The 17,314-nt window shown below is 65.5% G+C and carries 13 protein-coding genes; 4 read left to right on the top strand and 9 right to left on the bottom strand.

Annotation, left to right across the window (positions count from 1 at the left end; all coding sequences use genetic code 11):
• Nucleotides 1-12: 12 nt before the first annotated feature.
• The 6 genes from alg44 to argF form a co-directional block, all read right to left on the bottom strand.
• Nucleotides 13-1,182: an alginate biosynthesis protein Alg44 gene (gene alg44 / locus ACTJJX_RS11725; RefSeq protein ID WP_003092101.1), complete on the bottom strand. Its 1,170-nt coding sequence runs from the start codon at nucleotides 1,180-1,182 to the stop codon at nucleotides 13-15.
• An 82-nt stretch (nucleotides 1,183-1,264) separates the two neighbouring features.
• Entirely contained in the window at nucleotides 1,265-2,749 is a 1,485-nt protein-coding gene (alg8, locus tag ACTJJX_RS11720; protein WP_003119545.1) for a mannuronan synthase, read from the bottom strand.
• A 139-nt stretch (nucleotides 2,750-2,888) separates the two neighbouring features.
• A complete protein-coding gene (gene algD / locus ACTJJX_RS11715) occupies nucleotides 2,889-4,199 on the bottom strand; it encodes a GDP-mannose 6-dehydrogenase (RefSeq protein WP_003110461.1) in 1,311 nt (436 codons plus the stop codon).
• A gap of 901 nt (nucleotides 4,200-5,100) precedes the next feature.
• Nucleotides 5,101-5,880 carry a peroxide stress protein YaaA gene (gene yaaA / locus ACTJJX_RS11710; protein ID WP_003092094.1) on the bottom strand — a complete coding sequence of 260 codons (780 nt, stop codon included), beginning with the start codon at nucleotides 5,878-5,880 and terminating at the stop codon, nucleotides 5,101-5,103.
• Nucleotides 5,881-5,986: 106 nt separating this feature from the next.
• Nucleotides 5,987-7,069 carry an ABC transporter ATP-binding protein gene (locus ACTJJX_RS11705; RefSeq protein WP_003092092.1) on the bottom strand — a complete coding sequence of 361 codons (1,083 nt, stop codon included), beginning with the start codon at nucleotides 7,067-7,069 and terminating at the stop codon, nucleotides 5,987-5,989.
• A gap of 4 nt (nucleotides 7,070-7,073) precedes the next feature.
• On the bottom strand, nucleotides 7,074-7,991 hold the full coding sequence (gene argF / locus ACTJJX_RS11700) for an ornithine carbamoyltransferase (protein ID WP_003092090.1): 918 nt from the start codon (nucleotides 7,989-7,991) through the stop codon (nucleotides 7,074-7,076).
• 314 nt (nucleotides 7,992-8,305) lie between these two features.
• On the opposite strand from argF, the gene ACTJJX_RS11695 reads away from it, so the two are divergent.
• Nucleotides 8,306-8,737, top strand: coding sequence for a hypothetical protein (locus tag ACTJJX_RS11695; RefSeq protein WP_003104261.1), 432 nt, complete (start codon nucleotides 8,306-8,308; stop codon nucleotides 8,735-8,737).
• A 393-nt stretch (nucleotides 8,738-9,130) separates the two neighbouring features.
• Here the strand turns inward: ACTJJX_RS11695 and eprS are convergent, their stop codons facing one another.
• Nucleotides 9,131-12,118, bottom strand: a complete 2,988-nt coding sequence (gene eprS / locus ACTJJX_RS11690) for an autotransporter serine peptidase EprS (RefSeq protein ID WP_010793286.1) — start codon at nucleotides 12,116-12,118, stop codon at nucleotides 9,131-9,133.
• A 298-nt stretch (nucleotides 12,119-12,416) separates the two neighbouring features.
• On the opposite strand from eprS, the gene ACTJJX_RS11685 reads away from it, so the two are divergent.
• From ACTJJX_RS11685 to ACTJJX_RS11675, 3 genes are all read left to right on the top strand, one after another.
• The gene (locus ACTJJX_RS11685; protein ID WP_016263187.1) at nucleotides 12,417-14,525 is read left to right on the top strand and encodes a molybdopterin oxidoreductase family protein; all 2,109 of its coding nucleotides are present in this window, start codon (nucleotides 12,417-12,419) and stop codon (nucleotides 14,523-14,525) included.
• A 112-nt stretch (nucleotides 14,526-14,637) separates the two neighbouring features.
• Nucleotides 14,638-14,964 (top strand): Grx4 family monothiol glutaredoxin, encoded by a 327-nt coding sequence (grxD, locus tag ACTJJX_RS11680; protein WP_003092082.1) that lies wholly within the window; start codon nucleotides 14,638-14,640, stop codon nucleotides 14,962-14,964.
• Between the two features lie 82 nt (nucleotides 14,965-15,046).
• Entirely contained in the window at nucleotides 15,047-16,198 is a 1,152-nt protein-coding gene (locus ACTJJX_RS11675; protein ID WP_003104266.1) for an MFS transporter, read from the top strand.
• A gap of 66 nt (nucleotides 16,199-16,264) precedes the next feature.
• Here the strand turns inward: ACTJJX_RS11675 and bfrB are convergent, their stop codons facing one another.
• The gene (bfrB, locus tag ACTJJX_RS11670) at nucleotides 16,265-16,741 is read right to left on the bottom strand and encodes a bacterioferritin BfrB (RefSeq protein WP_003092078.1); all 477 of its coding nucleotides are present in this window, start codon (nucleotides 16,739-16,741) and stop codon (nucleotides 16,265-16,267) included.
• A gap of 209 nt (nucleotides 16,742-16,950) precedes the next feature.
• Entirely contained in the window at nucleotides 16,951-17,172 is a 222-nt protein-coding gene (locus ACTJJX_RS11665) for a bacterioferritin-associated ferredoxin (protein ID WP_003092075.1), read from the bottom strand.
• Nucleotides 17,173-17,314 lie beyond the last annotated feature (142 nt).

The raw sequence follows: 17,314 nt of genomic DNA, 5'->3' as shown, positions 1-17,314 counted from the left end.
GTCGGGTACCGGTCAGCGAGCGGTGGCCAGGGTCACGGCCTTGTTCAGCAGGGTGCGGCCGGGCAGGCCGCCGATGCTGACCTCGGCCGGGCGGCCGGCGTACTGGGCGTCGAGCGGCTGGTCGGGCTGGATCTGCACGCGGATTTCCGAGGACAGGTCGCCGTCCACCGGCGCGGTGTTGACGATGCGGCCGCTGCGGTTGACGCCGTCGCCGGCGACCTGGAAGTTCACCCGGGTGCCCGGCGCCAGCTCGGCGGCGTTGCGGTAGGGGAAGCGCGCCTCGATGCTGGCCACGCTGTCGCGCGGCGCGAGGGTGAAGATCACCTGGCCCTTGTTAGCGTATTGCCCGTCGGCTACCAGTTGCTGGACCACGCGGCAGTCGCAGGGGCTGGTCAGGGTCCCTTTCATCTGGTGGCCGAAGAGCTTCTCGATGTTGCCCGGGTTGAGCTGCTCCTCGGTCAGGTTGCCCTTGAGCATGTCCAGCAGGTTGGCCGAGAAGGTAGCGATCGGCGCGCCTTTGGCGACTTCCGCGTTGGGCCCAAGAAGGCTCTGCACGGTGCCCTCGCGGGGCATGGTGATCTGCTGGTTGGGGACGCTGACCACGCCGGAATCGGCATGGGTGACGAAGTACAGGTTGTACATCTGGTTGAGGATGAAGGCGAAGGCGCCGACCCCGACGACGAAGATCGCGGTGCTCAGGGTCACCGCCCGGACCCGGCCGAAGAAGCCCATCCCGCCGTTGCCGCCGCCCTGCTTGCGGGCCTTGGTGAAGTTCTCGCGCTGGAGGGTATTGAGCATGTCGCCGACGCCGATCACCTCGCCGGCCAGGTAGGAGGTGATCAGGTAGCGCAGGGCCGCCACCTCGCGCGGCTTGAGGTTCTGGAACTCGCAGCCGACGCGGCGGCTGGCGGGGTCCACCGAGCGCACCTGGAACTCCACTTCGAGGGAAAAGCTGATGCTGTCGACCTGGAACAGCAGCTTGCCCTTGTACAGGTCGCCGGGCTGGATCGGCGCGCCGCTCGCGGTGAAGGCGAAGCCGCCGGCGGAGAGATCCAGCAGGCGTGCGTCGACGCCTTCGCGGTTGGCGCCGATGTAGCGGATGCGCGCCGGCAGCTTGACCCGGGCGAACTGGCGCTGGGCTTCGGATTCGTGCACGACGTTGACGTTGACGGCTGTATTCATGGTGTCGGGTCCTGTTCGGTCCAATCTGGGTCGATTTGCGCGCGGGCCGCGGCCCTGGCGTTGTCCGTAGTCGATTCGGTGGTCATACGATGGTCAGCAGCACGGCGACGAAGATGCTGGCGGCAGAGAAGGTCATGGCCCGCGACGACCAGGCGTTGAACCAGCGCTGGAAGCTGGCCAGGCCGCGCTCCAGCTTGGTCGGCTGGCGGGTCCAGGACTGCCGGTCGAGGCGGAAGAACACGTAGATCTTCACCAGCGCGCCGACGATCTGGTTGTAATAGAGGATCAGCGGATAGGCCGGGCCGATGCGGTGCCCGGAGAGCGAGAGGAGCAGGGTCAGCACCAGGCGGGTGAGGCCGATCCAGAGCAGGTACACCAGCAGGAAGGCGATGCTGTACTTGAGGCTGGCGAGGATCGCCACCACCAGGCCGAGCAGGCTGGTCCACATCGAGACGCGCTGGTCGAACAGCACCAGCATGGTGAACCAGCCCAGGCGCCGCGCGCCGAGCTTGAGCGCGCGCGAGTTCTGCCGCAGGTTGTTGCCGTACCAGCGGTACATCAGCTTGCGACTGGCCTTGATGAAGCTCTTCTCCGGCGGGTGCTCGACCGTGTTGATCGCCGCGTCGGGCACGTAGAAGGTGTCGTAGCCCAGGCGCATCAGGCTGAACCAGCTGGACTTGTCGTCGCCGGTGAGGAACTTGAAGCGACCCAGGCGCCAGTGCTCCAGGTGGTCGTTCTCGACGTCGGTGATGAACTCGGGGTTGGTCACCACCCGGGCGCGGAACACCGACATCCGTCCGGTCATGGTCAGCACGCGCTTGGACAGGGCCATCGAGCACATGTTGATGTGGCGCTGGGCGAAGCGCAGCTTGTGCCACTCGCTCATCACGTAGCCGCCCTGCACTTCGCAGAATTCATTGGTGGTGAGGCCGCCGACGTTGGGGAAGAGCTTGAACCAGGGCACGGTCTTCTTCACCACGCCGTGGTCGAGCACGGTGTCGCCGTCGATCACCGCGACCACCGCGTCGTCGTCCGGCAGGTGCCGGGAAATCGCGCGGAAGCCATAGGCCAGGCCGTCGCGCTTGCCGGTGCCGGGAATCCGCACGAAGTCGAGGCTGACCCGGTCCGGCGGGTTCATCTTCTCCCACAGAGAACGGACCAGGACCTCGTCGGACATCTCGACGATGGAGCAGACCACGGTGGTCGGGTAGCCGCTGTCGATGGCTTCGCGGATCACCGAGCGATAGACCATGGCAGTGGTCAGGGCGTCGATGCGGAAACTGGTGACCATCAGGAACACGTGCGACGGGTCGGCCGCGCTGCCCAACTGGCGCACGCGCCGGCGGTAGTACGGGTAGACCACGTGGAGGAACAGCATGCCGCGCAGGAAGTGCACGCCGCCCATGGAGTAGCGCCAGATGCCGACGGCGCCGATAAGCAGGATGAAATCCTTGGAGTCGGCGTCGAACACGGTCTTCGGCACTGCCAGCGCGAGCACCATCAGCAGGCTGAGGAACACCAGCCAGCCGGTGGCTTCGGCGAGGCCACGTTTGTAAGTTTCCATCATCAGTTCCATCGGGCTGGGGACCTTGGCCTCGACGCCGGCGTGCGCTTGTTGTTGTTATGGCGCACGCCGCGGAGACGGCCTTCGGTCCGAGGGCGATAAAGAGGTTCTTTACCGGCTCACGGGGCCAGGGGGCGGCCCGCTACCAGCAGATGCCCTCGGCCTGGGCAGTGGTGGTGTGCGGCATGAAGCCCACCAGGTCGACCAGCTTCTTGCCGCTCGGGGTCTTGTTCACCAGGTCGACGAACAGCTCGTCGCCATTGCCCAGCACCAGCACATCGGAACTCGCCACCACTTCGTCGAGGTCGGAGACCAGCAGTGAGGAGACGTGCGGGATCTTCGACTCGATGTATTCCTTGTTGGCCCCGTGGACACGCGCGTATTCGACGTTGCGGTCGAAGATGCGCAACTCGTAGCCCTTGCCGATGAGCATCTCGGCCAGCTCCACCAGCGGGCTTTCGCGCAAATCGTCGGTGCCGGCCTTGAACGACAGGCCGAGCAGGCCGACCTTGCGGGTGTCGTGGCTGGTGATGAGATCGAAGGCCTTCTGCACCTGGTTGGAGTTGCTGCGCATCAACGAACCGAGCATCGGGTGCTCGACGTCCAGCTGGCTGGCGCGATAGGTGAGGGCGCGTACATCCTTGGGCAGGCAGGAGCCGCCGAAGGCGAAGCCGGGACGCATGTAGTAGCGCGACAGGTTGAGCTTGTGGTCCTGGCAGATCACGTCCATCACCTCGCGGCCGTCGACGCCGACCGCCTTGGCGATGTTGCCGATCTCGTTGGCGAAGGTGACCTTGGCGGCGTGCCAGACGTTGCAGGTGTACTTGATCATCTCGGCGACCTCGACGGTCTTGCGGATGATCGGCGCGTCCAGCTCGCGGTAGATTTCCTCGAGAAGGTCGCCGGTCTGCTTGTCCAGTTCGCCGATCACGGTCATCGGCGGGAAGTCGTAGTCCTTGATCGCGGTGCTCTCGCGGAGGAATTCGGGGTTGGTGCCGACGCCGAAGTCGACCCCGGCCTTCTTGCCCGAGCAGTCCTCGATCAGCGGGATCACCACGTTGTTGACGGTGCCCGGCAGTACGGTGCTGCGCACCACCACGGTGTGGCGTTCGGACTTCTCGCGGATGGCGAAGCCGATCTCGCGGCAGACGGTCTCGATGTAGCCCAGGTCCAGGTCGCCGTTCTTCTTGCTCGGCGTGCCGACGCAGATGAACGATACGTCGGAGTCCAGCACGGCCTTCTTGAAGTCGGTGGTGCCCGACAGCCGTCCGGTCTGCCGGCCTTGCTGCAACAACGCTTCCAGGCCCGGTTCGACGATGGGCGACTTGCCCTGGTTGATCAGGTCGATCTTGGTGCTGGAGACATCCACACCAATGACTTCATGACCGCGTGCCGACAGGCAGCCAGCACATACTGCACCGACATAGCCCAAACCAAAGATGCTGATTCGCATCGCATTCACCTCGATTGTTTGTCGCGCCGTTAATGAGGTGGCCGTATGGCCACTTCCCTATCTGGCGAGCCGTTACTACGAGCCCCGATCCAGAGCCCTTGATCCGCCTTCAGGCAGTTTCGAATAGAGTGCTTAGTTGTTCGGCACTCTAATAGGGCAAGTTATAAGTTCATGCCCTTTAATGTTTCAGGTGGGTTTCAATAACGGTGCATAACCCGACCTTGGATGCTTCGTTTTAGTTCGGTCCATAGAATTCAAGTTTCTAAAGGCCTTTAATTTCAACAGGTTGAGTTTGTCCCTCGGAGCGGAGTCCGATTATTCGAGACGGTTTCAAGTTGCTCTGCCCATAACTATCGATAGGCATCGCGGTGATAGGATGTTTTCTCTGCGAGGGAAGTTCCGGCCGTTTGTCCCGCTCGCGAAATATTTGGAAATATCCGTTTGATATCACTTGATACCAACTTGATGGCCTTTCCGTTAAATGCCTGCCAATGGCCACTAGTTGCAGAATGCATGGCGGCTGAAAGTTCCGCGTCACCGGAATGAAACAGAAGCCGCTTTTACCGCCTTAAGCAAACCTTAAGGATTCCTTAATCTTCGACCCATGCACTTTGCAATCGTAATTTGCATGTAATGGCGGGAGGCTGGTAATGGCCAATGGATTACGCCGGAGATGGCATTTCCGCCTTGAATTGGGGAAAAGTCTGTGGGCTGGGCGTGAAAAAGTGTGATGCAGTTCCGCATGACTTGCAGACGAACGGTTGAGTAGGCCTATTCGCCACAAGGGCTTTTCCGGGGAGAAAGGCGACGCAGCAGGGGTGTCGGAGGGACGAACGGTAGCGCCAGGAGGCGTCGGCGTGCCGAAAGAGGAGCGGCCCGCCAGGACGGCGGGCCGGGGAGATCAGTCTTGCGGGGCGTCCCTGAGGAATACCAGCTGATCCGGGCCGGATTGCTCGGCGCTGAAGTAATAGCCGTGGGCATTGAAGTCCTTCAGCCCGGCCGGGTCGCGCAGGCGCTCGCGGATCACGTAGCGAGCCATCATGCCGCGAGCCTTCTTGGCGTAGAAGCTGATGATCTTGTACTGGCCGTTCTTCAGGTCCTTGAACTCGGTGTCGATGACCCGCGCTTGCAGCGCCTTGCGCTTCACCGCGCCGAAGTACTCGTTGGAGGCCAGGTTGAGCAGCACGTCGTCGCCCTGGGCGGCCAGCGCTTCGTTCAGCCACTGGCTGATACGCTCGCCCCAGAAGGCGTAGAGATCCTTGCCACGGGCGTTGGCCAGGCGGGTGCCCATTTCCAGTCGATAGGGCTGCATGAGGTCGAGCGGGCGCAGCACGCCGTAGAGACCGGAGAGCATGCGCAGGTGATCCTGGGCGAAGGCGAAATCGTCCTCGCCGAAGTCTTCCGCGTTGAGGCCGGTGTAGACATCGCCCTTGAAGGCGAGCAACGCCTGCTTGGCGTTCTCCGGGGTGAACTCCGGATGCCAGCTGGCGTAGCGAGCGGCATTCAGGCCGGCGAGCTTGTCGGAAAGCTTCATCAGTTCGCTGATCTGCAGTGGCGTGAGCTGGCGCAGTTGCTGGATCAGTTCCTGGGCGTGGTCCAGGTATTGCGGCTGGGTGAAGCGGTGGGTGACCGGCGGGGTCTCGTAGTCCAGGGTCTTGGCGGGGGAAATCACCATCAGCATCGTTCAGGCTCCTCGAATCGTCGGGCGATTGTAGGGGCTGGAGACGTCCGGCTCCACCTATGCGGTCGATAGGGAAAGGCGCCGCCGACCGAACGGCGCCGAGGTATCAGGCCTGGACGGGAGCGAGGTGCGCGGCGACGCTGCCCCGGGCGGCGAACACCACCAGGTGGTCGGCGGCGACGCGGATACCGACGTCATCGCCCGGCTGGTGGTCGGCATGGCTGGGGAAGATCGATTCCAGCTGGGTACCGGTGGGCAATTGCAGGCGGTACAGGGTGGCGGCGCCGAGGAAGGTCTTGCCGACGATCCGCGCCTTCAGCTCGCCCTGCGGCGCGTGCACCAGGTCGTCCGGGCGCAGCAGGACGTCTACCGCGCTGCCGGAAGGCAGGCTGTAGGCGCGATTGCCGCGGATCACGCCGAGTTCGGTCTGCACCGTATCGGGGCTGAGCAACTGGCCGCGAATGAAGTAGCCCTGGCCGACGAAGCTGGCGACGAAGGGCGTCAGCGGCTCGTGGTAGAGGTTGTAGGGGGTGTCCCACTGTTCCAGGTGACCTTCCTTGAACACGCCGATGTGGTCGCAGACGGCGAATGCTTCTTCCTGGTCGTGGGTCACCAGGATCGCGCTGGTGCCGCGTGCCTTGAGGATCTCGCGAACCTCCTGGCTGAGGCTGCGGCGCAGTTCCACGTCGAGGTTGGAGAAGGGTTCGTCGAGCAGCAGCAACAGCGGTTCGGGCGCCAGCGCGCGGGCCAGGGCCACCCGTTGTTGCTGGCCGCCGGAGAGTTCGTGGGGGTGGCGCGCGGCGAGGTGGTCGAGCTTGACCAGCTCCAGAAGCTCGCGCACCAGGCGCTCGCGTTGTGGATGCTTGCGGATGCCGAAGCCGACATTGTCGGCCACGCTGAGATGGGGGAACAGCGCGTAGTCCTGGAACACCATGCCGATCCGGCGTTTCTCCGGCGCCAGGGTGAAGCCGGGACGCGAGATGACTTCGCCGCCCAGCTCGATCTGCCCGGCCAGCACCGGTTCGAAGCCGGCGATGGCGCGCAGGGTGGTGGTCTTGCCGCATCCCGAAGGACCCAGCAGGCAGCCGATGTCTCCGGCATTGAGGTGCAGGTCGAGGTCCTGCACCACTTTCTGCGAGGCGTAGCCGCAGGCGAGATCTTTCAGGTTCAGCAGCAGGTCGTGGCTCATGGGCTCAGGCGTAATGGGCGTGTTCGATCAGCAATTCGAGGAGGGCCTTCTGCGCGTGCAGACGGTTCTCTGCCTGGTCCCAGGCTACCGAGCGCGGGTCGTCCAGCAACTCTTCGCTGATTTCCTCGCCGCGGTGGGCCGGCAGGCAGTGCATGAATAGTACATCGTCGGCGGCCCCATCGAGCAACGCGGCGTTCACCTGGTAGGGACGGAACAGGGCGATGCGCGCGGCGGCTTCGTCTTCCTGGCCCATCGAGGCCCACACGTCGGTGCTCACCAGGTGCGCGCCGGCCACCGCCTCGCGCGGGTCGCGGACGACGCGCAGGCGGTCGCCGGCAAGGGCGACGAACTCGGCCTTCGGCTCGTAGCCCTCGGGGCAGGCCACGCGCAGCTGGAAGTCGAACTTCAGCGCCGCTTCTATATAGCTGTTGCACATGTTGTTGCCGTCGCCGATCCAGGCCACGGTCTTGCCCTGGATGCTGCCGCGGTGCTCGTGGAAGGTCTGCATGTCGGCGAGCAACTGGCAGGGGTGCAGGTCGTCGGACAGGCCGTTGATCACCGGCACCTTCGAGTGCGCGGCGAATTCCGTCAGGGTGGCGTGGGCGAAGGTGCGGATCATCACGCCGTCGAGCATCCGCGACATGACCCGGGCGCTGTCGCCGATCGGCTCGCCGCGGCCGAGCTGGGTGTCGCGCGGGGAGAGGAAGATCGCCTGGCCGCCGAGCTGGATCATCCCGGCTTCGAAGGACAGGCGGGTACGGGTCGAAGCCTTCTCGAAGACCATGCCCAGGACCCGGCTCTTCAGCGGCTCGTAGAGCACGCCTCGGTTGCGCAGGTCCTTCAGCTCGCTGCCGCGGCGGATCAGACCGATCAGCTCTTCGGGGCTGTAATCCATAAACGAGAGAAAGTGCCGTACGCTCATCGCTGACTACCTTTTATTTTTACTGCTGGCCGAGGCACTGGCCGGCTTTCGCGAGAGAAAACGGGACTGGACCTGCGGCGGGACCGCAACGTGCGGGAAAATAGGGGAAGGCGCGATCTTATAAGGAAATGTCGCGGAAACACAAGGAGGGGCTTGGAAGGCGCGGGTTACGGGGTTTTTCCCGGGTCTTCGCCGTTGTCCCGCCGCCAAAGTCCCGCCTCGTCGATCTATCGGTTGGGCGGGGCGACGCTTTATGCTGTGCGCGCCCGAATACCTTCATGGAGGAGGCGGGTTTCGGACCAGGGAGGTCGAACATGCACACGGGAGAAACACTCGCCGCCGCGCCGCCGGCACGGCCATTGCGCCAATCGCGGCTGGGCGGCCTGTCGCTGTTCCTCGCCCTGGCCGGGGTCGCCATCGCGCTGGCGGTGATGGCGCTGGCGCTCGGCGAGCGGATCGACCTCAGCGACGAGAACCATCTGCTCGGCCTGTTCGCCGCCTTGCTGGCGGTCTTCGCGGTATCGACCTGCGGCCTGGTGCTGGGCCTGGCCGGCCTGCTCAGGCGCAGCCGCAAGCGTCACCTGGCCCTGGCCGGCATCGTCCTCAACCTGTCGTGCCTGCTCTGGGGCTGGCATGCGCTGAGCACGGCGGCGGCCGCGATCCTGATGGTCCTGGGGCAAACCGGGTTGTCGTTCCTCAGCGCCCTGGCGGTGCTGTTCGGCATGATCTTCTTCCGCCAGGCCTGACCCGTTCAGCGACTGTGCGCAGGCAGCCTGGGCGCCCGCCGTTCGGCCGCTCGTTCATCGGATTGCCGGATTGCGGCCATTCGTCGCGGATTTGCAGGGGGAGGGGCTCAGCCGGGGAAGGAGGGTGCGAGAGGAGCAAAAGGTGAGCCCCGGAGGTGCGGATCTCCGGGGCTCGTGCGGCACGGTGGTGCGGGCACCGGGTCGCGATCAGCGCTGGAAGGGATAGTACAGCGCTGGATGGACAGTATAGCGCTATGCATTTCGCATGAATCCTTTAGTTAGGTCTTTTTCTCATATTTGCAGCGGTTTCGTGACCGAGGGCAATGAAGTGGCTTTTTCCCCTTGCCGCCCGCCGGAACCCATCCAACGGCTGGAATGCCCTCGTAACCGAAGTCAGAAACGCCAGTCGACGGCCAGTCCGACGCCATGGTCCTTCTCGCGGCTGCCCAGCAGGCCGTTGTAGCCCAGCCGCACGCTCACTTCGCGATTCACCGCGAGGCTGGCGTCGACGCCGAGCAGCGCGGCGTCGCGGGACAGGGCCACGCTTTCCACGCTGAATGGCTGGCTGCCGCTGGCGAACGCCAGGTGGCGTTGCGGGGTGGTGTCGCTCAGGTTGTGGCGCCAGCCGAGGGTGCCGGAGAGCGCCAGGCGGCGTCCGGCATCCAGCTCGAAATGCCGTTTCGCGCGCAGGCCCAGGGTGGTGAAGGCGGCGTCCAGGTTGTCGTCGCCACCCTCCAGGGCCGCGGCGCTACCGCGTTCGCGGAAGTCATCGCTGGCGACGTGCACGTAGGCCAGCCCGGCGAAGGGTTCCAGCTCCAGGCTGCGCCAGCCCAGCGCGTAGGCGGCCTCGGCGAACAACTGGCTGCTCTGTGCGTCGAGCTTGGCCTTCTGCTTGCCGGCCACGGCGCCGTATTGCAGGTCGCGCTTGACCTCGGCGCGGTGCCAGGCGTGCGCTGCGCCGAGGCTCAGGCGCCATTGCTGCAATTGCCGACCGAGGTAGGCGCCGAGGTGGTAGCTGTCGATGCTGGCGGAGGATTGCAGGCTGCTGTCCATGTTCAGCGAGCTGTTGCTGTAGCCGGCCACCAGGCCGAGGCGCGTGTCGCTGGCGACCTGGCTGTCGACGCCGAGCAGGAAGCCGCCGACCGAATGCCGGTAGCCTTCGCTGCCGTGGCTGCCATCGGCGCTCTTGCCCCAGGAGCCGAGCGCCTTGAACCAGCCTTCGGGAGCCTCCCCGCCGGCCTCGCCGTCGCTGGTCTGGCGCAGGCGTTCGCCGACGCTGTCGCGCAGATAGCGGCTGTCGTTGAGCAACAGGCCGGCGAGCGCCGGGTAGATTTCCCCGGACAATTGCTGGAAGGCCCGTTGGGCGGTTGCGGCGTTTTCCGACAGGAGCAGGCTTTCGTAGACCGGGTTGCCGGCGCCGAGCGTTTCCACGGCCCCAGCGACCGCCGCCTGGTTGGGCGTCTGCGCGACGCTGGCGAGGGCCGTGCCGTTGCGTCCGATATCCAGGCGGATGGCGTTGGCCGCGTAGTCCAGGGTGCCGCCGAGGAACAGGTAGTTCGGCAATACCGCGTCGAAGCGCCCGTCGATACCGCCGGCGGCGTCGAGGATGTCGTAGCGGCGGCCGACCAGGCTCTCGACCTGGGACTGGCTGAGCAGGTCGGGGCTGTTTTCCATGGCCAGGGTGACGTTGCCGCCCGCGATGCTCGCCTTGCCGCTGGCGACGATCCGGTCGCTGGCGCTTTCCGAAAGCTCCACCGCGTAGGTCGAGCCGGATTCGAAGCGCAGGTCCCCGGCGACCTCCAGGGTGCCGATGGAGTTGCCCGCGGCCACCGTGCCGCCGGAGCGCGCCAGCAGGCCGCCGATCCTGCCGCTGCCGCCGAGGGTGCCGCCGGCATTGACTTCGACGGCGGACAGCAGCGAACCGTCGACGCTGAGCAGCCCGCCATCGACCAGGGTCGGCCCGCGATAGGTGCTGTCGCCGCTCAGGACCAGGCTGCCGGCACCGGCCTTGACCAGGCTGCCCTGGTACTGGCGCTGGGCGGCGGCCTGGTCGCGGGCCATGCCGATGGCATAGTCGGTGCGTTCCTGCTGGCTGGCACCGGCCGGCAAGCCGTTTTCCCAGCCCTTGTCCTTCAGCGTCCGCTGCCAGGCCGCGTGCTCGGCGGCGTCCTCGGCCTGGCGCTGGAGCAGGGCGCTATCGGAAATCGGGTTGCTCCATTCGTCGCGCAGGCCGGCCGGGAGGTTGGCCTCGAAGCGGCCGAGCAATTGTCCAGGCCCATGCATCGCCCGACCGAGATCCGGCACGCCCCAGCCGACGGTGTCGGTGGGGGCGCCGGTCGGCGTGCCGTCGAGCTGGGTGGCGGTGGTCAGCAGAACCTGCAGCGCCTGCTCGTTGTTCAGGTACGGATAGCGCTGCATGACCAGGGCCAGCGCGCCGGTGGCGTGGGGCGCGGCCATCGAAGTACCGGACTTGTTGGCGTAGCCGCCGCCGGGCATGGTGCTGTTGATCAGGCGGCCGGGCGTGGTGATGCACCAGTACTTGGCGATGCCGCAGCGGTTGTAGCGCTGGCCGTTCTGCTGGTCGAGGCCGGACACGGCCAGCCAGTGGCCTTCCAGGTCCGGCTGGAAGTAGGGCAGGGCGGAGCGCACGCTGGCGTTGGCGTAGCCGCTGTTGCCGGCGCTGAAGACGTTGATCACGCCCTGGCGGGAGACGCCGGCGGCGGCGTCCAGCCAGGTGGAGCGCCCGTAGTGCTGGGCATAGGCGGCGTGCAGGCCGTCGAGGGTCTCGTAGCTGACGTCCTTGGGCTGGCTGCCCCAACTGTTGTTGATCGCCCGCACCCCGGCGTCGGCCAGCGCCTGGTAGGCGGCCTTGAAATAGTTCGGGTCGGGCGTCGGGCCGAACAGGAAGCTGTCGTTCTGGTTGGTGTTGGCGACATACACCTGTGCCGCGTAGGCCACCCCGTGCATGCCGACGCCGTCGCGCGAGGCGCCGAGGGTGCCGCCGACGTGGGTACCGTGGGAGTCGTTGTTGCCGTTCATCGCGCCGCTGACGCTGAACGGCGTGCCGTCGACATAGGTGCCGCTGGCCGTCACCGGCTGGTAGCGCGAGGCGGGAGTATCCGGATGGCTCGGGTCGAAACCGGAGTCCATCTCGCCGATCTTCACGCCCTGGCCGTCGATGCCGGCGGCATAGGCCTGGTCGGCCCGCATCCGTTCCAGGCCCCAGTCCTGCTGGTATTCGGCGGAGCGCCAACTGGCCGGATCGCCGGGCCGACCGGCTTCGACATAGGCGGCCGTGGCCGGCTGTGCGATCCAGGCGCCCAGCAGCAGGGCGGCTGACAACGAGGTGGGGCGAGGGCGGAAGGAGTGGTCGTCGGTCATGCGGTCTCCACGCTTTATTGGTCTTGTCGGACAGGGGTGGACTCGAAGAGACAAGGTTTAGCACCGGCTTTCGCCGCGCCGGAATTCCCAGGTGGATAGTTGACAGCCGGACAAACGGCACGCCTCCCCTCTACCGCGCCCATCGGCCAGCCTGATGCCTGGCGATTCAGCCGACTGACGCTGCTGGCGCGGCGGCGGAAGGCGCCGCATAGTGCCGATTCGACGACTAGACCGGTCGTCTGGTCCTCGCGTACGCGCCGGGCCGCGACGGCCGGCGACGACAATGAAGAGGCGAGCCATGAGCAAGACCCTCCACTACCGTGCGTGCCATCTCTGCGAGGCCATCTGCGGGCTCGCCATCGAGACCGAGAGCGACGAGGGCGGCGTGCCGCGGATCCGCTCGATCAAGGGCGACCCGCAGGACAGCTTCAGCCGCGGCCATGTCTGTCCCAAGGCGGTGGCCCTGCAGGACATCCAGGACGACCCCGACCGCCTGCGCCAGCCGTTGCGCCGGGTCGGCAGCGAGTGGCAGCCGATCGGCTGGGACGAGGCCTTCGCGATGGTGGCCAGCCGCCTCGGCGAGATCCGCGAGCGCCATGGCAACGATGCGGTGGCGGTCTACCAGGGCAATCCGAGCGTGCACAACTACGGCCTGATGACCCATAGCAACTACTTCCTCGGCCTGCTGAAAACGCGCAACCGCTTCTCCGCGACTTCCGTCGACCAGTTGCCGCATCACCTGGTCAGCCAGCAGATGTACGGCCATGGTTTGTTGATCCCGATCCCCGACATCGACCACACCGACTTCATGCTGGTGCTCGGCGGCAACCCGCTGGCGTCCAACGGCAGCATCATGACCGTGCCGGACGTGGAGAAGCGCCTGAAGGCGCTGAAGGCACGCGGCGGCCGGTTGGTGGTGGTCGATCCCCGGCGCAGCGAGACCGCGGCTATCTCCGACCGGCACCTGTTCATTCGTCCCGGCCAGGATGCGGCGCTGTTGCTCGGGATACTCAACACCCTGTTCGAGGAGAACCTCGGTCGCCCCACGCCGCTGCCGGTCGACGGGCTGGAGCGGGTGCGCGAGGCGGTCGCGGCCTTCGACGCCGAGTCCATGAGCGCGCGCTGTGGCGTGCCGGCCGAAAGCATTCGCCAACTGGCGCGGGATTTCGCCGCCGCCGAACGGGCGGTCTGCTATGGCCGGATGGGCGTTTCCACCCAGGCCTTCGGCACGCTCTGCCAGTGGCTGGTGCAACTGATCAACCTGGTCACCGGCAACCTCGACCGGGTCGGTGGCGCGCTGTGCACCTCGCCGGCCCTGGACCTGGTGGCGAGTACCTCGGGTGGCCACTTCGGCCGTTGGCGCAGCCGCGTCTCGGGGCTGCCGGAATATGGCGGCGAACTGCCGGTGGCGGCATTGGCGGAAGAAATCCTCGGTGAAGGCGAGGGGCAGGTGCGCGCGCTGGTCACGGTAGCCGGCAACCCGGTGCTGTCCACGCCCAACGGGAGGCGGCTCGAACAGGCCCTGGACGGCCTGGAGTTCATGCTCAGCATCGACCTCTACATCAACGAGACGACCCGCTACGCCGATCTCATCCTGCCGCCCACCGCGCCGCTGGAGCACGATCACTACGACACCACCTTCAACGTCTTCGCCGTGCGTAACGTGACCCGTTTCAACGAGGCCGTGCTGCCGCGTCCCGAGGGTGCGCTGCACGACTGGGAGATCTTCGTCGGCCTGGCGCGGGCCTTCGCCGCGCGCAACGGCCTGGAGCTGAAACCGACCCTGGAGCCGCAGCAGATGATCGACCTCGGCCTGCGCGCTGGCGCCTACGGCGACCGTTCCGAGCACAGGCTGAGCCTGGCCACTCTGCGCGAACATCCCCACGGCATCGACCTCGGGCCGCTGCGGCCGAACCTGGCGCCGCGCCTGAAGACCGCCGACCAGCGCATCCAGGCCGCGCCGCCGCTGTTCGTCGACGACCTGCAACGCTTCGCCGCACAGCCGCTGCCTGCGTCCGACCAGTTGTTGCTGATCGGACGACGCCACGTGCGCAGCAACAATTCCTGGATGCACAACTACCATCGCCTGGTGAAGGGCAAGCCGCGTCACCAGTTGCTGATGCACCCGCGGGACCTGGAGGGTCGCGGCCTGGTCGACGGGCAACGGGTGCGGGTGCGCTCGCGGGTCGGCAGCGTGGAGGTGGAGGTGGCGGCGAGCAGCGAGATGATGCCCGGGGTGGTCAGCCTGCCGCACGGCTGGGGCCACGCGCGGCCCGGCGTGCAACTGGCGATCGCCCGCGCCCAGGCCGGCGTCAGCGCCAACGACCTGACCGACGAGCGTCATCTCGACCTGCTGTCGGGTAACGCCGCGCTCAACGGCCTGCCGGTGGAGGTGGAAGCGGCCTGAGCGGGTCGACGGAACGCGAGAGTAAAGCCGAGCGTCGCGCTAGGCTTTCCGATACAATACCGGTCATTATTTGCCGAGTTACCGTGTCGAAACGTTCCTGTTGAGGTAAGCCATGGACATCATCGAAACCATTAAAGAGCAGATCGCCAACAACCCCATCCTGCTGTACATGAAGGGTTCGCCGAACGCCCCGCAGTGCGGTTTCTCCTCGCGCGCGGCCCAGGTGCTGATGGCCTGTGGCGAGAAGTTCGCCTACGTCGACATCCTGCAGAATCCGGAAATCCGCGCCAACCTGCCGAAGTACGCGAACTGGCCGACCTTCCCGCAGCTGTGGGTCAATGGCGAACTGGTCGGCGGCAGCGACATCCTCGCCGAGATGTTCGAGAAGGGCGAACTGCAGACCCTGGTCAAGGACGCGGCGGCCAAAGCCAACGCCTGATCCGCGCATCCGATGAAGAGCCCCGCCTTGTGCGGGGTTTCTTTTTTGTCCGGAGAAACCAGCAAGGAAACCGGGAGCCTCCATGTCGGAAGTCAATCCTCGCCAGGGTCGCCTGGCTTGCATCTATTTCTTCGCCATGGCCGGGCTGGTCATCGGCAACCTGATGGGACGCATCCCGGCGCTCAAGGAGCAGACCCAGCTGGACGAGCGCGCGCTCGGCCAGGCCCTGCTCGGCGTCGGGGTCGGCGCGCTCACGGCGTTCCCGTTGAGCGGTTTCCTGGTCCAGCGCATCGGCAGCCGCAGCGTAGTGATCGGCGGTTGCCTGATCATGCTGCTGGTGTTTCCGCTGCTCGGCCTGAGCCAGGGCTGGTGGCAACTGGCGTTGGCCTTCTACGTGCTGGGCGTGAGCTTCGCCGGGATGGACGTGGCGATGAACATCCAGGCGGTGGATGTCGAGCGCCTGCTCGGCAAGCCCTGCATGTCCATGCTGCATGGCATGTACAGCCTCGGTTGCCTGGTCGGTGCGTTGAGCGCCGCGGCCCTGGCCGGACTGACGCCGTTCTGGCACTTCCTCATTCTCACCGCACTCGGCCTGCTGAGCCTGCCATTCTTCGTACGCGCGTTGCTTCCGCCGGACCCGAGCAAGGCGGGCGCGCGCAAGGGCGGCGGCTTCACCTTGCCGCCGCGGGCCTTGCTCGGCCTGGGCCTGCTGATTCTCTGCGCGTTCGTTTCCGAGGGCGGCGTGGCTGACTGGAGCGCGCTGTTCCTGCACAGCGTTCTGGATGCTTCCGAGCGGGTGGCGGCGCTGGGCTTCGCGGCGTTTTCCGCGGCGATGGTGGTGGGGCGGCTGTTCGGCGACCGCCTGCGCGGACGCATCGACGATGCGCCGTTGCTGCGCGGCCTGGGTTCGCTGGCCACGCTGGGCATGCTGGTGGCGCTGTTCAGCCCCTGGCCGGCGCTGAGCATCGCCGGTTTCGGGGTGGTTGGCCTGGGACTGTCGGTGATGGTGCCGATCGTGATCAGCGCTGCTGGCAACCAGCCGGGCATCGATCCGGTGATCGGGGTCGCCGCCGTCTCTACCGTGGGGTATGGCGGACTGCTGATGGGACCGCCGCTGATCGGCCTGCTGGCCCACGAGATCGGCCTGCGCTGGGCATTGCTGGTACTGGTCGGTCTTTGCCTGTTGCTGGCCCTGCGCGCCGATCTGGTCCGGCGCAGGCCGCGCAGCGCCTGAAGCTTTCTGGCGGCAAGAAAAAAGCGCCGGCGGGGCAGGCCGCCGGCGCTTCGTCGTGGTTCCCGATCAGTCGTCTTCGTGCATGTGCGACTGCAGGTAGTTCTCCAGGCCGACTTTCTGGATCAGGCCCAGCTGGGTTTCCAAGTAGTCGATGTGCTCTTCTTCCGACTCCAGGATGTCCTTCAGCAGGTCGCGGCTGACGTAGTCGTGCACCTGCTCGCAATGCACGATGGCTTCGCGCAGGTCCTTGGTCGCCTTCAGCTCCAGGTTCAGGTCGCACTGCAGCATTTCCTGGGTGTTCTCGCCGATCAGCAGCTTGCCGAGGTCCTGCAGGTTGGGCAGGCCTTCGAGGAAGAGGATGCGCTCGATGAGCTTGTCGGCATGCTTCATCTCGTCGATCGACTCGTGGTACTCGTGGGCGCCGAGGCGCTTCAGGCCCCAGTCGTTCCACATGCGCGAGTGGAGGAAGTACTGGTTGATCGCGATCAGCTCGTTGCCGAGGATCTTGTTGAGGTGCTGGATGACTTTCTTGTCGCCTTTCATGCCGAATCCTGCCGTCGTAGTGGGTGTGATTCGCCAAGTTTGGCCGCGACGAAGCAGGGTGTCAAACCTAAGTTATTGAAATATAAGGGAAAAAGAATATGAATACGAATGTTTTCTTTCCGCGTTCTGCCGCTAAGTCATTGAATTGAAGGCATAAAAAAACCGGGCGCCAGGCCCGGTTCTTCTGAAAGAGGGATAAAAAATATTTTTCAGGCAGCGACGAACGCCGTAGTCCCGAACGCCGGTACCGGCTGGGCACTCTGCAGGTCGTTGAGGGTTTCGCGTACCACCTGCTTGGCCAGGCATGCGCACTTGCCGCACTGGGTACCGACGCCGGTGGCTTCGCGAACCTCACGATAGCTGCAGCAGCCTTCGTAGATGGCATCGCGGATCTGGTTGTCGGTAACACCTTGGCAGAGGCAGACGTACATGGCGATCTGGCTACTGGGAAGTTGAGTTGGAAAAGATACTAATAATAATGAGAATGATTGTCAAAGTTCCCTGGAGCGTTTTAGTCGGGTTTTTTTCGCCCCCCGACAAATGGCTTTGTCGGACAAAGACTTAGCGCCGGCT

The organism is Pseudomonas sp. 22490 (assembly GCF_052044465.1).
Taxonomy (GTDB): Bacteria; Pseudomonadota; Gammaproteobacteria; order Pseudomonadales; family Pseudomonadaceae; genus Pseudomonas; species Pseudomonas aeruginosa.
The sequence above is the reverse complement of the archived record's forward strand: the minus strand, read 5'-3'. Positions and strand labels throughout refer to the sequence as shown.

Coding starts and splice junctions, on each gene's coding strand:
- alg44 (WP_003092101.1), bottom strand. CDS start 1,182: ATGAATACAGCCGTCAACGTCAACGTCGTGCACGAATCCGAAGCCCAG.
- alg8 (WP_003119545.1), bottom strand. CDS start 2,749: ATGATGGAAACTTACAAACGTGGCCTCGCCGAAGCCACCGGCTGGCTG.
- algD (WP_003110461.1), bottom strand. CDS start 4,199: ATGCGAATCAGCATCTTTGGTTTGGGCTATGTCGGTGCAGTATGTGCT.
- yaaA (WP_003092094.1), bottom strand. CDS start 5,880: ATGCTGATGGTGATTTCCCCCGCCAAGACCCTGGACTACGAGACCCCG.
- ACTJJX_RS11705 (WP_003092092.1), bottom strand. CDS start 7,069: ATGAGCCACGACCTGCTGCTGAACCTGAAAGATCTCGCCTGCGGCTAC.
- argF (WP_003092090.1), bottom strand. CDS start 7,991: ATGAGCGTACGGCACTTTCTCTCGTTTATGGATTACAGCCCCGAAGAG.
- ACTJJX_RS11695 (WP_003104261.1), top strand. CDS start 8,306: ATGCACACGGGAGAAACACTCGCCGCCGCGCCGCCGGCACGGCCATTG.
- eprS (WP_010793286.1), bottom strand. CDS start 12,118: ATGACCGACGACCACTCCTTCCGCCCTCGCCCCACCTCGTTGTCAGCC.
- ACTJJX_RS11685 (WP_016263187.1), top strand. CDS start 12,417: ATGAGCAAGACCCTCCACTACCGTGCGTGCCATCTCTGCGAGGCCATC.
- grxD (WP_003092082.1), top strand. CDS start 14,638: ATGGACATCATCGAAACCATTAAAGAGCAGATCGCCAACAACCCCATC.
- ACTJJX_RS11675 (WP_003104266.1), top strand. CDS start 15,047: ATGTCGGAAGTCAATCCTCGCCAGGGTCGCCTGGCTTGCATCTATTTC.
- bfrB (WP_003092078.1), bottom strand. CDS start 16,741: ATGAAAGGCGACAAGAAAGTCATCCAGCACCTCAACAAGATCCTCGGC.
- ACTJJX_RS11665 (WP_003092075.1), bottom strand. CDS start 17,172: ATGTACGTCTGCCTCTGCCAAGGTGTTACCGACAACCAGATCCGCGAT.